The organism is Enterobacter cloacae complex sp. SHL022 (assembly GCF_049237785.1).
GTDB classification, from domain to species: domain Bacteria; phylum Pseudomonadota; class Gammaproteobacteria; order Enterobacterales; family Enterobacteriaceae; genus Enterobacter; species Enterobacter hormaechei_C.
The window spans coordinates 72,647-86,858 of record NZ_JBMKJH010000001.1; the positions used below are offsets into that span (position 1 = coordinate 72,647).

The window sequence follows — 14,212 nt, forward strand, 5'->3', positions numbered from 1 at the left end:
TCCTTCTGGCCAGATCGCCACGCGGTCTGGCCTCTTTTCCCGCCTTCTCTTTTCTCTACATCCTTCCTGCGAAAATGTCTGAATCATGAAGATTTTATGGAGATTGCTGTCACTTTATTGTAATGAGAATGACTATCATTAATATTCGTCATCGCATTTTTAACAAATGGAAATGAGTTGATGAATAACATAATAAGATTTGCCCCGGCTACACTTACGCTCGCCATTTTTTCAACGCTATACCAGAGCGCACACGCAGCGGAAGAGACTCTCACCGATGGTGAAACAATGGTTGTTCAGGCCACCGCTGAAGAGGCGCTGAAGCAACAGCCGGGGGTTTCCATCATCACGGCAAAGGACATAGAAAAGGATCCACCGGTTAACGATCTTTCAGAAATTATTCGCAAAATGCCCGGGGTTAACCTCACCGGAAACAGCGCGACAGGCAGCCGCGGTAACAACCGCCAGATCGACATCCGCGGTATGGGGCCGGAGAACACGCTGATTCTGATTGACGGTGTGCCGGTGACGTCACGTAACTCGGTGCGCTACAGCTGGCGCGGGGAGCGCGACACCCGCGGGGATACTAACTGGGTTCCGCCAGAGATGGTTGAGCGCATTGAAGTGCTCCGGGGACCTGCTGCCGCCCGCTATGGTTCGGGGGCGGCCGGCGGCGTCGTCAACATCATTACCAAACGCCCGACCAACGACTGGCACGGCTCACTCTCCCTGTACACTAACCAGCCTGAAAATGATAAAGAGGGGTCGACAAAACGCGCTAATTTTGATCTGAGCGGCCCCCTTGCGGGCGATGCGTTAACGATGCGCCTGTACGGGAATATCAATAAAACTGACGCAGATGCTCAGGACATCAACACCGCGCAAAATGGCTCTTACGCCGCCGGACGTGAAGGCGTGCGCAACAAGGACATCAATGCCCTGCTCTCCTGGAAACTCACGCCACAGCAGATTATCGATTTCGACTACAGCTACAGCCGCCAGGGCAATATCTACGCGGGTGATACTCAATACAGCAACAGCAACGTCAGCCCTGACGGTCTGGTGTCGTCCCTGTATGGACACGAAACCAACCGAATGTACCGCCAGTCTTATGGCATTACGCACAACGGCATCTGGGACTGGGGTCAGTCAAAGTTCGGTGTCTATTATGAAAAGACCAACAACACCCGCCTGGAAGAAGGCTCTACGGGCAAAGTTGAGGGGATGATCAATAGCGATAAATACGATACCAGCCGGCTGGAGTCATACCGTTCAACGGGTGAGCTGAACATTCCTTTCTTCTGGCTGGTCGAACAGACGCTAACCGTGGGTGCAGAATGGAACCGTGATGAACTGAACGATCCGGCCTCAATGCAGGCGACAAATGTGTCGGGAGAAGTGATTAACGGCGTTCCCGGTACGGCTTCTGAGCGCAACAGCAAAAACAGCGCTGACCTCACTGGCATCTATCTTGAGGACAATATTGAAGCGCGTCAGGGCACCAACCTGATCCCAGGGCTCCGCTTTGATTATCACAATCAGTTCGGCAGCAACTGGAGCCCTAGCCTGAACGTCTCCCAGGATTTGGGTGACATGTTCAAGGTTAAAGCGGGTATCGCTCGGGTATTTAAAGCGCCAAATCTGTATCAATCCAGCGAAGGCTATCTGCTTTCCACCCGCGGTAATGGCTGCCCGAACAACGTTTCCGAAGGAAGCTGTTACCTGTTAGGTAACCCGGATCTGGATCCTGAAATCAGCGTGAACAAAGAGATTGGCCTGGCCTTTGCGCTGGAAGGCTACGAGGCGGGCATAACCTGGTTCCGCAACGATTACAAAAACAAGATCGTTTCAGGAACGGACGTGCTGGGCCAGACAAGCAGCGGCGCAAATATCCTGCAATGGGAGAACGGCGGTAAGGCCGTTGTTGAAGGGCTGGAAGGCAACCTCACCGTCCCTGTTATTCGCGACACGCTAACCTGGCGTACTAATGCGACGTATATGATTCAGTCTAAAAGTAAAGACACCGGTAATCCGTTGTCGATTATCCCCAAATATACCGTCAACACCATGCTGGACTGGGAGGTTAACAGCAAGCTTTCAGCCAACGTAAGCTGGACGATGTACGGCCGCCAGAAGCCCAGAGAAAACGCTGAAATCCGCAAAGAGGAAAATGCGATGTCCAACAGAGAGATCGGCGCGTATTCCATCGTGGGTATCGGCAGTAACTATCAGCTGACCAAAAACCTGCGCCTGAATGCCGGCATCAGCAACCTCTTTGACAAGCAGATTTACCGTGAAAATGACGGTGCATCGACCTATAACGAACCAGGCCGTGCGTATTACGCAGGCGTGACCCTGTCCTTCTGACCCTAAGGCGCCTGCTCTGCGGGCGCTAACCCTATTCTCTCCAGCCAGAAATCATAGTAGCATCCCGCCTGAAGTCTTCAGTTACGAGTTTAAAAACAATGACAACAAATGACGCCCCACAGGGCGAACTGGTTTTACGCACACTGGCAATGCCTGCGGATACGAATGCCAATGGCGATATTTTTGGCGGCTGGTTGATGTCGCAGATGGATATGGGCGGTGCAATCCTGGCAAAAGAGATTGCACACGGGCGCGTGGTAACCGTCCGGGTCGATGGCATGACCTTCCTGCGTCCTGTCGCGGTGGGGGACGTGGTGTGCTGTTATGCACGCTGCGTAAAACGCGGCACTACGTCTGTCTCCATCAACATTGAAGTCTGGGTGAAAAAAGTCTCTTCTGAACCGATTGGTCAGCGCTATAAGGCGACGGAGGCATTGTTCATCTATGTGGCGGTGGATAGCGACGGTAAGCCCCGCCAGCTTCCACGGAGCTGATCCTCAGGTAAAAAAAAGCCTCCTTGCGGAGGCTTCTTTTATTCCATCTGTGCCCCGCCGTTCAGGCGGAAGACAATGTTCACAATCAACCCATTGCCGGGTTTACCGGCTTCATAGCGCCACCTGCGCATGGCCGATTTAACTTCACGTTCAAACATATTCGCCGGCTGTGCGGACAGGATTTCCACGTTATCGACACGTCCATCGGCCGTAACGTCGAATTTCACCCGTACACGCCCTTCAATACGTAACGCCTGAGCACGTGCCGGGTACTGCGGCTGGTTACGGCTCAGCGCGCGCGGGCCTGCTGGCGCCGTTACCGTCGGTTTTGTCGCGGTCGTGGTGTTATTCATCAGCGGACGTGACGGGGCGGCATTTTCAACCGGCTGCGTGGCGCGTGGCTCAACCGGACGCACTTCGCGTTTCGGACGTTCTTCAACCTTTTTGACCGGCTTGGGTTTTGGCTTCGGCTTAGGTTTCGGCTCCGGCTTATGGATCACCACCGGCGCTTCTTTCGGCGGTTCAGGAACCGGCTCGGGCTCTGGCTCCGGCTCGGGTTCAACAACGGGCTGTGGCGGCGGCGGCGCAACCTGCGGCGGCTCAAGATCCGCAGGCGATACCATGGTCACAGAAATTGGCTGCGCTGGCGCCGGCATTTCAATAACCTGATGAACCGAGGTATAGAGCAGACCCGCCACGACAGCACCGTGAATAACGACGGAAAGCAGCGTCGGCCATGGAAAGCGGCGAGGTAAATCAAGGGTCATCGAAGTCATAATCATCAACGTTAAAAAACCGAACCTTGATTTTAAATGCAAATAGCAATCATATTCAATAAGACACTTTGTCATGGCGCAATTTAAGCGTACATGAGGGCAAAAAAGGGGCATCCAGATCAGGGTTTTAACATTGTTATTATCTTTACATTGCAGTCATTTGTGCTTTCACATAACGTAATTGTCACTTTTACCGGTTAAGGAGCTTTGCCGTGCTTTACGTGATTTACGCTGAAGATGTACCTGATTCTCTGGAAAAACGTCTTTCCGTTCGCCCTGCCCATCTGGCGCGTTTACAGTTGCTACAGGATGAAGGTCGGTTGCTGACCGCAGGCCCGATGCCTGCCGTTGACAGCAACGATCCGGGCGCGGCGGGTTTTACCGGCTCCACGGTGATTGCCGAGTTTGAATCTCTTGAAGCCGCGCAGGCCTGGGCAGAAGCAGACCCGTACGTCGCAGCCGGCGTGTACGAGAAAGTCACGGTTCGTCCGTATAAAAAAGTATTCTGAAACGAAAGGCTCCCTCGGGAGCCTTTTCTTCATTCAGTGCAGCGACGCCAGCCTCGCCGCAAATCCGACAAACAGCAGACCTATCAGCCCGTTCCCCAGCTTCGCCAGTTTCTTTTTGGTTTTGAGGTAACGCGTGACAAACGCGCCTGAGAAAATCAGGAAGCTCATGTACATGAAGCTGATCAGCTCAAGCGTTGTGGCGAGGATCAGGAACGACGTGCCGGTATTCTTCGCATTGACATCAATGAACTGTACGAAGAACGACACGTAAAAGAGAATCGCTTTCGGGTTCGTCAGGCTCAGCACCAGCGAACGCTTAAGGATTGCGCTTGCCGGTTCGGCGCTACTTTCGTGCGCATTTTTTTGACGCATCATAACGGACCAGAGCATTTTCCCGCCCAGCCACAGCAGATAAAACGCGCCCAGATAGCGGACAATATTAAATAATACCGGAGTGGTCTGGATCAACGCGGCGACGCCCGCCCAGGCCAGAAACATCAGCACGGCATCACCAATAAACACACCGGTGGCTGCCAGATAGCCTTTCTTAACGCCGTGGCCAATCCCTGTTTTCAGCACAAACAAGGTGTTCGGTCCTGGAACCAGCACGATAAAAAATGCGCCGACAACATAGGTCCAGAAATTCAGTACACCAAACTCCGCAAACACGTCTCACTCCTTTCGCTCAAAAACAGCGGGGATACCGGTAATTACGGTATCCCCTTAATCAGTTGCGCTATTGTACGCCGTTATAGCCATCAAGATAAGTCGCGGCCAGTTCGTTGCCAAATAATATGGCGTCTTTACTGTCCATGTCCGATGACCATTTATCCTTCGTGTTGCCTGCGAACAATTCCTGAGACGTCGCATTTTCTTTTAGCTGATCGCGAATGCTTTGTGCGTATTCACTGGCTTCAGCCTGAGTCCGCCCTTCCGCGCGGTCAGCTTTGCCCCGGGCATAAAGCTCGCGGAACTGCGCCACGTTCAGCTGATAATTTTTCTGCACGCTGGAGGTGTAATTGCCGCCAGTAAAGCTGGACTGATGCGACACGAAATAAAACGCGTGCCGTTCGGGTGAGGTTTTGCTGCTGGCACAACCGCTTAATATCGCAATCCCAAAGAGTGCTGCCATTACTTTTCCGTTCATCCTTTGTTCCTTTAATAAAGCCAATGTATTCCGCATGCGAAAACATAATCTGCCAATGAGGAAAATGACGAAAGTCCTAAATCTTCCCTGAGCGCATCCAGCGCCAAAAGTACAATAAAAATCCAGAGATAAGGATTCATCTTTTAATATCATGACGTTAAGGGGACTCAGTATATCGCGGAAAGCAGATGGGAAGAGACTGCAAAAATTGATAGCCTGGATGTTTAATGGGCACCTTTACGGTGCCCTTCATGCTTTTCAGATGTCCTGGACCGCGAACAACAGCGCGTTACGGTGTCTGTTCAGGCCACATTTTCTGATGGCGTGGATACGCATATTGCGGCGGGATTGTGCTTCCAGCCAACGAGCCTTACGACGACTCACCTGTCGCAACATGCGCCAGCGCCCAACTTCAGTTCTACTGCGCTTCATGTCTACAACTCTTTCTCTAACAGAGATGCCATTATATGCCTAAGCAGGCGGCAAACCAGCGCTTTTATCTGGTGTTTTTATTTGCCAGATGAATCCTGATGCGTAAACTCATAACAATACGCTTTCAAAAGGATTTTTTATTTATGACAACCTTCTACACCGTGGTGAGTTGGCTGGTCATTTTAGGATACTGGCTGTTAATTGCCGGGGTGACGTTGCGCATTCTGATGAAACGCAGAGCGGTACCTTCCGCCATGGCCTGGCTTCTGATTATCTATATTCTGCCGCTGGTGGGCATCATCGCCTATCTCTCTTTCGGTGAACTTCATCTGGGTAAACGCCGCGCCGAACGCGCCCGCGCCATGTGGCCCTCCACGGCGAAATGGCTTGCCGACCTTAAAGCCTGCAAGCATATCTTCGCTGAAGAGAACAGCAGCGTGGCCGCATCTCTGTTCAAGCTGTGCGAACGCCGCCAGGGGATTGCTGGGGTAAAAGGTAATCAACTGCAACTGATGACCTCTTCCGATGATGTGATGCAGGCGCTGATCCGTGATATCCAGCTCGCACGGCATAATATCGAGATGGTGTTTTATATCTGGCAGCCGGGCGGCATGGCGGACCAGGTCGCCGAATCACTAATGGCCGCTGCACGTCGCGGTATCCACTGCCGCCTGATGCTGGACTCCGCCGGCAGCGTGGCCTTTTTCCGTAGCCCGTGGGCAGGCATGATGCGCAACGCCGGTATCGAGGTGGTCGAGGCGCTGAAAGTGAATCTTTTCCGCGTCTTTCTGCGCCGCATGGATCTCCGCCAGCACCGGAAAATGGTTCTGATCGATAACTATATCGCCTACACCGGCAGCATGAACATGGTTGACCCCCGCTTCTTCAAGCAGGATTCCGGCGTGGGGCAATGGATCGATCTGATGGCGCGGATGGAGGGACCGATCGCGACCTCAATGGGTATCGTCTACTCCTGCGACTGGGAAATTGAAACCGGTAAACGCATTCTTCCCCCGCCCCCGGATGGCAATATCATGCCGTTTGAGGAAGCCAGCGGGCACACTATCCACACTATCGCATCCGGTCCTGGCTTCCCGGAAGATCTGATCCATCAGGCACTGCTGACCGCCGCCTACTCCGCGCGGGAATATCTGATCATGACCACGCCCTATTTCGTTCCCAGCGACGACCTTCTGCATGCCATCTGTACAGCGGCACAGCGCGGAGTGGATGTGAGCATTATTATGCCGCGCAAGAACGATTCGCTGCTGGTGGGATGGGCAAGCCGCGCGTTCTTTAGTGAGCTGCTGGCCGCAGGCGTTAAAATTTATCAGTTCGAAGGCGGGCTGTTACATACCAAGAGCGTGCTGGTGGACGGAGAGCTGAGCCTGGTGGGCACCGTTAACCTCGATATGCGCAGTCTATGGCTGAATTTTGAAATTACGCTGGTCATTGATGACGCCGGGTTCGGTGGCGATCTGGCAGCGGTTCAGGACGATTATATCTCCCGCTCACGCCTGCTGGACGCCAGACTGTGGGCGAAACGTCCGCTGTGGCAGCGAATTGCCGAACGACTGTTTTACTTCTTTAGCCCATTGCTGTAAAACGTGCCCAACGATGTTTAACAGGTAGTCATCATGGAAATGGATCTGAACAATCGCCTGACCGAAGACGAAACGCTCGAACAGGCCTACGATATTTTTCTCGAGCTGGCGGTCGATAATCTCGACCCTGCTGACGTCATTCTTTTCAACCTGCAATTTGAAGAGCGTGGCGGTGCTGAGCTGTTCGATCCGGCTGAAGACTGGGCCGAACACGTCGATTTTGACCTCAACCCGGACTTCTTCGCAGAGGTGGTGATTGGCCTGGCAGATGAAGACGGCGGAGAAATTAACGACATCTTTGCCCGCGTCCTGCTGTGCCGCGAGAAAGATCACAAACTGTGCCATATTCTCTGGCGCGAATAATAAAAAAGGCTGCCCGCGCAGCCTTTTTTATTTAATCCGGTAAGGCATTTCCACAGCGGTGACAAAACCGCGCGCCGGGTTCATGATTCCCCTGCTGACAATTCGGACATTTGCGTTGCTGCTTGCTGTTCTGGAAGGCGCTGCTCATATGGGTGGTAATTAGCCCCGTTGGTATCGCTATAACTGAATAGCCGATCAGGATAAGAACCGATGCCACAATACGTCCGAGCGGCGTATGCGGGGTAATATCGCCATAGCCCACGGTGGTCACCGTGACGATAGCCCAGTAAACAGACGCATTAAGCGTGGTAAACCCGTATTTTGGCCCTTCGATTAAATACATCAGGGAGCCAAAAACGATCATCACGATAGCAATAAACGAATAGAAGAGAATCAGCTGGTGGCGAGCGCTGACAATGGCGACCCAAAAAACCCGCAGCGACGGCATAAAGCGCAGCAGTTTGAGAATTCGTAACACGCGAATCGCCCGCATTGCGCGCCAGGCAAACACATAATTCAGACTGATCTCAGGCCACAGCCACATGACATACAGCGGCAGGATGGTGGCTAAATCAATAAATCCCCAGAAGCTGAAAACGTATTTCGCCGGATTTGGCCAGCTAATGACCCTCAGCACATATTCCGCGGTAAACACCAGCGTGACAATCAATTCCAGCCAGACGAAAACGTGCCACTCCTCATACGTCATATGGTACTGCGTTCCGGCGCCGGATTCGATAAAGATAATAATGACGCTAATCAGGGCAAATAAACCACACAGGCCTTCGAAACGGCGACCGGAAACCGTCTCAGGATCAAATAAAAGGTGATACAGCCGCTGACGGGCCGACGTGAATAATCGCGACACATTAACCTCGAAAAATAAGGGCTGACATCATGTCAGCCCTTGCGATTATAACGGGTCTACTTTCAGGCAGGAAACCGCATGTCGGAAACTGCCCTCCAGAACCGGCCGTGTTTTTGCACATTCCGGCCCGGCTATTGGGCATCGCGTACGGAATACGCAGCCTGAAGGCGGGTTGATTGGCGAAGGCAGTTCACCTTCCAGAAGCTGAATGGTTTTATTTTTTTCCAGATCGGGATCCGGAACGGGAACCGCAGACATCAGCGCTTTGGTATAAGGGTGCAGCGGATTGTGGTACACCTCATCATACGTACCCAGCTCCACGGCGTGGCCCAGATACATGACCAGCACACGGTCCGAAATGTGTTTTACCACCGCCAGATCGTGGGCGATGAAGATCAGCGACAGCCCCATTTCCCGTTGCAGTTTCTGTAGCAGGTTAACCACCTGGGCCTGGATGGAGACGTCCAGCGCCGAAACCGGTTCATCACAGATAATCAGTTTTGGTTCAAGGATCAACGCGCGTGCGATACCGATACGCTGGCACTGACCGCCGGAAAACTCATGTGGGTAGCGGTTTATGAGGTTAGGTAACAGACCCACCTTGAGCATCATCGCTTTCACCCGATCGCGAACTTCCTGGCGCGGCATCTTCGGATGATAGGTGCGCAGCGGCTCGGCAATGATTTCGCCAATGGTCATACGCGGGTTCAGGGACGCCAGCGGATCCTGGAAAATCATCTGGATGTCGCTGCGCACGTCGCGCCATTCATCCGGCTTCATCCCCAGCAGATCTTTGCCAAGCCAGGCCACTTTCCCGTCGGTGGCTTTCACCAGGCCGATGATCGCACGCGCAAATGTCGATTTGCCGCAGCCAGATTCACCCACCACGCCCAGGGTCTCCCCTTCGTACAGGCGTAGCGTGACGCCATCCACCGCTTTCAGGGTTTTGGCAGGCTGCCAGAACCACTGTTTACCGTCTTTGATATCGAAATGGACCTTCAGGTCAGCGATTTCGAGCAGCACATTTCTTTTTTCGTCGATTGCGTTCATACCAGCTCCTCCAGCGGCTTAAAGCAGGCGCGCAGACGGCCAGGGACAAACGCTTCCAGCGGCGGTGCGCTGTTACAGATTTCCATCGCATGCGGACAACGCGGCTGGAACGGACAGCCTTTTGGCAGACGCAGCAGGTTTGGCGGGTTACCCGGGATAGTCAGCAGCGACTCCCCTTCCGCATCAAGGCGCGGTACGGCATTCAGCAACCCGATAGAGTACGGATGGGCTGGCTGGTAGAACACATCGCGGGCATTACCGTATTCCATCGTGCGACCTGCATACATGACTAACACTTTGTCGCAGATCCCGGCAACGACGCCTAAATCGTGGGTGATCATGATGATGGCGGTGTTGAACTCGCGCTTCAGCTCGTTCAGCAACGTCATGATCTGCGCCTGGACGGTCACGTCCAGAGCGGTGGTCGGTTCATCAGCGATCAGCAGTTTTGGCCGACAAAGCAATGCCATCGCGATCATGACGCGCTGGCGCATACCGCCGGAGAATTCGTGCGGATACATGCGCATGCGCTTACGTGCCTCAGGCATTTTCACCGCATCCAGCATTTTGACGGACTCTTCAAACGCTTCGGCTTTACCCAGCCCCTTGTGGAGCATCAGCACTTCCATCAGCTGTTCGCCCACACGCATATAGGGGTTCAGGGACGTCATCGGATCCTGGAAAATCATTGAAATCTGCTCCGCGCGCAGCTTATTCAGCTCATGTTCCGGCAAATTCAGGATCTCTTTTCCGTTAAACGTCGCCGAACCACCGATCACGCCGTTTGACGCCAGCAGGCCCATCAGCGCGAATGCGGTCTGGGATTTACCGGAACCGGATTCGCCCACAATGCCCAGCGTTTCACCGGCACGCAGGTCGAAGTTGAGATCGTTAACGGCAGTAACATCACCGTCGGGGGTTTTAAACGTCACGCGGAGGTCTTTAACGTCCAGCAGTGCGCTGGTCCGCTGTTGCGCCTGTGGCGCGGTTGCCGTTTCAATAATAGTCATGACGGCGCTCCTTAACGGTCTTTCGGGTCGAGGGCATCACGCAGGCCATCGCCGATAAAGTTGAAACAGAACAGGGTGACGACCAGGAAGCCCGCCGGATACAGGAGTAACCACGGTGACACTTCCATGGAGTTTGCGCCATCACTTAACAGAGCGCCCCAGCTACTCAGCGGCTCTTGCGTACCTAATCCCAGGAAGCTCAGGAAAGATTCAAACAGGATCATACTTGGCACCAACAGGGAGGCGTATACCACCACCACGCCCAGCACGTTAGGAACGATATGACGCACCACAATATTGGCGGTAGAAACACCACCAACCTGTGCGGCTTCGATAAACTCCTTACGTTTGAGGCTCAGCGTCTGGCCGCGCACAATACGCGCCATATCCAGCCAGGACACCATCCCGATCGCCACGAAGATCAGCAGGATATTTTGACCAAAGAAGGTCACCAGCAGAATGACGAAGAACATGAACGGGAAGGAGTTCAGGATTTCTAGCAGACGCATCATCACGGAGTCCACTTTCCCGCCGAGGTATCCGGAAAGCGAACCGTAAAGCGTGCCGACGATCACCGCCACCAGCGCCGCCGCGATGCCAACCATCAGGGAGATACGGCCGCCAATCGCCACTCGCACCAGCAAATCACGCCCGGAAGAGTCGGTACCGAAATAGTGCCCGGATTCCATATCCGGCGCGCTGGACATCATGCCCCAGTCCGTATCGAAATAGGTGAACTGAGAGAGCATTGGCGCCAGGGTGACAAACAGCGCAATAAGCACCAGCACGACCAGGCTGGCAACGGCGGCGCGGTTATGCATAAAACGACGGCGGGCGTCCTGCCAAAGGCTACGACCTTCAACCTCCAGCTTTTCACTGAAGTTTTCCAGCGCCTCGCTGTTTTTCTTACTCAACATCATGGCGTGCTCCAGTTAGTAACGGATTTTAGGGTCGATAACGGCATACAGCACATCGACAACGGCATTAAACAGAATGGTCAGCGCGCCCACGAGGATCGTCAGGCTCAGCACCAGCGAATAGTCACGGTTAAGCGCCCCGTTAACAAACAGCTGCCCGATGCCCGGCAGGCCATAAATGGTTTCAATCACCATTGAACCGGTGATAATGCCGACGAAAGCAGGCCCCATATAGGAGAGTACCGGTAACAGTGAAGGCTTGAGGGCATGACGGAAAATAATCCGGCGCATCGGCAGCCCTTTCGCACGGGCGGTACGGATGAAGTTCGAATGCAGGACTTCAATCATTGAACCGCGGGTAATACGGGCGATACTGGCGATGTAGGCCAGAGATAATGCCACCATCGGCAATATCATGAACTTCAGCGCCCCGCCGTTCCAGCCGCCTCCGGGAAGCCATTTCAGGGTTATGGCGAATATCATGACCAGCAACGGCGCAACAACGAAGCTGGGGATAACCACCCCGGTCATTGCGACCCCCATTACGGCGTAATCCCATCGGGTATTTTGTTTAAGCGCGGCGATAACGCCCGCAGTGACACCGAGAACAACGGCCAGGATAAATGCAGCAGCTCCTAATTTAGCCGATACCGGGAAGCTGGACGCCACCAGGTCGTTAACGGAATAGTCTTTATATTTAAATGACGGACCAAAATCACCGTGTGCAAGCTGCTTCAGATAGTTGAAGTACTGCGTGGTGATAGGATCGTTTAAATGGTATTTCGCTTCGATGTTGGCCATAACTTCTGGCGGAAGCGTGCGTTCACCGGTAAAAGGACTGCCCGGTGCAAGACGCATCATGAAGAAGGAAATTGTAATTAGAATAAATAACGTTGGAATCGCTTCAAGACAGCGACGCAGGATAAATTTCAACATTGCCCGTACCTTCTGGCGTGTGCCTGATGAATGTTACAAAATAGACACAGTGGGGCAAGCTCGCTCGCCCCACGTATTGCCATTAATGCTTGATAATATAAAGATTCTTAACGGAAATATTATCCAACGGGTCTTTACCGGTATAACCCCCTACCCATGGTTTCACCAGGCGGGCGTTAACGTAGTAGTAAACCGGAACGATCGCAGAGTCTTTATCGAGCTGTTGTTCTGATTTCGCGTACAGATCGGCGCGCTGGGCGTCATCTGCCACCTTCAGGGTTTCGCCAATCAGCTTATCAAACGCCGGGCTCTTATAGTGTGCGGTGTTGTTCGAACTGTCGCTCAGCATGGTGTTCAGGAATGAGGTCGGTTCGTTATAGTCCGCACACCATCCTGCACGTGCCACGTCAAAGGTTCCCTGGTGGCGCGTATCGAGGAAGGTCTTCCATTCCTGGTTTTCCAGCTTCACGTTCACGCCGAGGTTTTTCTTCCAGATAGACGCGACGGCAATAGCCAGTTTTTTATGCAGATCAGAGGTGTTGTACAGCAGGCTAAAGGTCAGCGGCTTGTCGGCGGTATAGCCAGCTTCAGCCAGCAGTTTTTTCGCTTCTTCGTTACGTTTTTCCTGGGACCATTTGAACCATTCAGGTTCAACCAGCTTCATACCGTCGGTGTAAGGCGGGGTGTAGCTGTAAGCTGGCAGGTCGCCCTGATTCTTCACTTTATTCACGATAATGTCGCGATCCAGAGCCAGCTTCAGTGCGGTACGAACACGTACGTCGGTGAACGGTGCTTTCTGGTTGTTAATTTCGTAATAGTAGGTGCACAGATACGGATCGACGTGAACTTCTTTCGGGATCTCTTTTTTCAGCTTCTGGAACAGTTCAATCGGCATGTTGTTATAGGTCATGTCGATTTCACCACTGCGGTAGCGGTTTACGTCCGTCACTTCAGAAGAGATTGGCAGGTAGGTGACCTGATTGATAACGGTCTTCGCATTATCCCAATACTGCGGGTTGCGCTCCAGCACCATACGTTCGTTAACGACCCAGTCCTTCAGCTTATATGCACCGTTGGTCACGATATTCGCAGGCTGCGTCCATTTTTCACCAAATTTTTCCACCGCGGATTTTGGTACCGGGGAGACGGACGGGTGAACCAGCAGCTTATAGAAGTACGGAACAGGTTCGCTCAACGTCACTTCAAAGGTGTTGGCATCGATGGCTTTTACGCCCAGGTCGGTTACTGGCTTTTTACCCGTGATGATGTCATCGATATTGGCAATATGGCCATACTGGAGGTAACTCGCATACGGGGAGGCGGTATTTGGATCCGCCAGACGCTGCCAGCTATAGACGAAATCTTCGGCGGTAACCGGCGTACCGTCGGACCATTTCGCATCTTTACGCAGATGGAAGGTCCAGACTTTAAAATCTTTGTTGTCCCATTTTTCCGCCACGCCCGGAGCCGGGTGGCCGTCTACGTCAGTCACCAGCAGACCTTCAAACAGATCGCGGTTAACGTTAGACTCTGGAACACCTTCAATTTTGTGCGGATCAAGAGACTGCACTTCCGCACCGTTATTACGTACCAGCGTTTGCTTCTCAGCCAGCTGAACACCAGCAGGAACGTCCGCAGCCATTGCAGCGTTGCCCGCGATTAGCGCAGTTAAAATCCCCGCCGCTACCAGACTTTTTTTTGTGATGATGGACATTGTGTTGATACTCCACTCATTATAA

At 53.1% G+C, this 14,212-nt stretch carries 15 protein-coding genes and 1 pseudogene; 5 read left to right on the forward strand and 11 right to left on the reverse strand.

Features of this window, described 5'->3' with window-relative positions:
* Positions 1-180 precede the first annotated feature (180 nt).
* Both ACOTZD_RS00365 and yciA read left to right on the forward strand, forming a co-directional pair.
* On the forward strand, positions 181-2,367 hold the full coding sequence (locus tag ACOTZD_RS00365) for a TonB-dependent siderophore receptor (RefSeq protein ID WP_174402221.1): 2,187 nt from the start codon (positions 181-183) through the stop codon (positions 2,365-2,367).
* A gap of 98 nt (positions 2,368-2,465) precedes the next feature.
* Positions 2,466-2,861: an acyl-CoA thioester hydrolase YciA gene (gene yciA, locus ACOTZD_RS00370; RefSeq protein WP_023314256.1), complete on the forward strand. Its 396-nt coding sequence runs from the start codon at positions 2,466-2,468 to the stop codon at positions 2,859-2,861.
* A gap of 38 nt (positions 2,862-2,899) precedes the next feature.
* On the opposite strand, the gene tonB is transcribed toward yciA, so the two are convergent.
* A complete protein-coding gene (tonB, locus tag ACOTZD_RS00375; protein WP_017384230.1) occupies positions 2,900-3,628 on the reverse strand; it encodes a TonB system transport protein TonB in 729 nt (242 codons plus the stop codon).
* A 221-nt stretch (positions 3,629-3,849) separates the two neighbouring features.
* On the opposite strand from tonB, the gene ACOTZD_RS00380 reads away from it, so the two are divergent.
* Positions 3,850-4,146, forward strand: coding sequence for a YciI family protein (locus ACOTZD_RS00380; RefSeq protein ID WP_003856755.1), 297 nt, complete (start codon positions 3,850-3,852; stop codon positions 4,144-4,146).
* 33 nt (positions 4,147-4,179) lie between these two features.
* On the opposite strand, the gene leuE is transcribed toward ACOTZD_RS00380, so the two are convergent.
* The 4 genes from leuE to ACOTZD_RS00400 all read right to left on the reverse strand — a co-directional run bounded on the left by leuE (position 4,180) and on the right by ACOTZD_RS00400 (position 5,725).
* Entirely contained in the window at positions 4,180-4,815 is a 636-nt protein-coding gene (gene leuE / locus ACOTZD_RS00385) for a leucine efflux protein LeuE (protein ID WP_022651359.1), read from the reverse strand.
* A gap of 67 nt (positions 4,816-4,882) precedes the next feature.
* Entirely contained in the window at positions 4,883-5,293 is a 411-nt protein-coding gene (locus ACOTZD_RS00390; protein ID WP_003856751.1) for an Exc2 family lipoprotein, read from the reverse strand.
* Positions 5,294-5,304: 11 nt separating this feature from the next.
* Positions 5,305-5,433: a KPN_01571 family protein gene (locus tag ACOTZD_RS00395; RefSeq protein WP_210911827.1), complete on the reverse strand. Its 129-nt coding sequence runs from the start codon at positions 5,431-5,433 to the stop codon at positions 5,305-5,307.
* Between the two features lie 118 nt (positions 5,434-5,551).
* On the reverse strand, positions 5,552-5,725 hold the full coding sequence (locus ACOTZD_RS00400) for a YciY family protein (protein ID WP_017384232.1): 174 nt from the start codon (positions 5,723-5,725) through the stop codon (positions 5,552-5,554).
* Positions 5,726-5,868: 143 nt separating this feature from the next.
* Here ACOTZD_RS00400 and cls point away from each other — a divergent pair, with 143 nt between their 5' ends.
* The gene (cls, locus tag ACOTZD_RS00405; protein ID WP_003856750.1) at positions 5,869-7,329 is read left to right on the forward strand and encodes a cardiolipin synthase; all 1,461 of its coding nucleotides are present in this window, start codon (positions 5,869-5,871) and stop codon (positions 7,327-7,329) included.
* Between the two features lie 33 nt (positions 7,330-7,362).
* Positions 7,363-7,692 carry an HI1450 family dsDNA-mimic protein gene (locus ACOTZD_RS00410; protein WP_003856748.1) on the forward strand — a complete coding sequence of 110 codons (330 nt, stop codon included), beginning with the start codon at positions 7,363-7,365 and terminating at the stop codon, positions 7,690-7,692.
* A gap of 31 nt (positions 7,693-7,723) precedes the next feature.
* Here the strand turns inward: ACOTZD_RS00410 and ACOTZD_RS00415 are convergent.
* From ACOTZD_RS00415 to oppA, 6 genes and pseudogenes are all read right to left on the reverse strand, one after another.
* Positions 7,724-8,591, reverse strand: a pseudogene (locus tag ACOTZD_RS00415) (ion transporter).
* A 14-nt stretch (positions 8,592-8,605) separates the two neighbouring features.
* Positions 8,606-9,610: a murein tripeptide/oligopeptide ABC transporter ATP-binding protein OppF gene (gene oppF / locus ACOTZD_RS00420; RefSeq protein ID WP_003856743.1), complete on the reverse strand. Its 1,005-nt coding sequence runs from the start codon at positions 9,608-9,610 to the stop codon at positions 8,606-8,608.
* Entirely contained in the window at positions 9,607-10,620 is a 1,014-nt protein-coding gene (locus ACOTZD_RS00425) for an ABC transporter ATP-binding protein (protein WP_003856742.1), read from the reverse strand. Before ACOTZD_RS00425 ends, oppF begins: the two co-directional genes overlap by 4 nt.
* A gap of 11 nt (positions 10,621-10,631) precedes the next feature.
* Positions 10,632-11,540 carry an oligopeptide ABC transporter permease OppC gene (gene oppC / locus ACOTZD_RS00430; protein ID WP_003856740.1) on the reverse strand — a complete coding sequence of 303 codons (909 nt, stop codon included), beginning with the start codon at positions 11,538-11,540 and terminating at the stop codon, positions 10,632-10,634.
* 12 nt (positions 11,541-11,552) lie between these two features.
* A complete protein-coding gene (gene oppB, locus ACOTZD_RS00435) occupies positions 11,553-12,473 on the reverse strand; it encodes an oligopeptide ABC transporter permease OppB (protein WP_022651360.1) in 921 nt (306 codons plus the stop codon).
* A gap of 82 nt (positions 12,474-12,555) precedes the next feature.
* Positions 12,556-14,187: an oligopeptide ABC transporter substrate-binding protein OppA gene (gene oppA, locus ACOTZD_RS00440; protein WP_003856736.1), complete on the reverse strand. Its 1,632-nt coding sequence runs from the start codon at positions 14,185-14,187 to the stop codon at positions 12,556-12,558.
* Between the last annotated feature and the right edge of the window lie 25 nt (positions 14,188-14,212).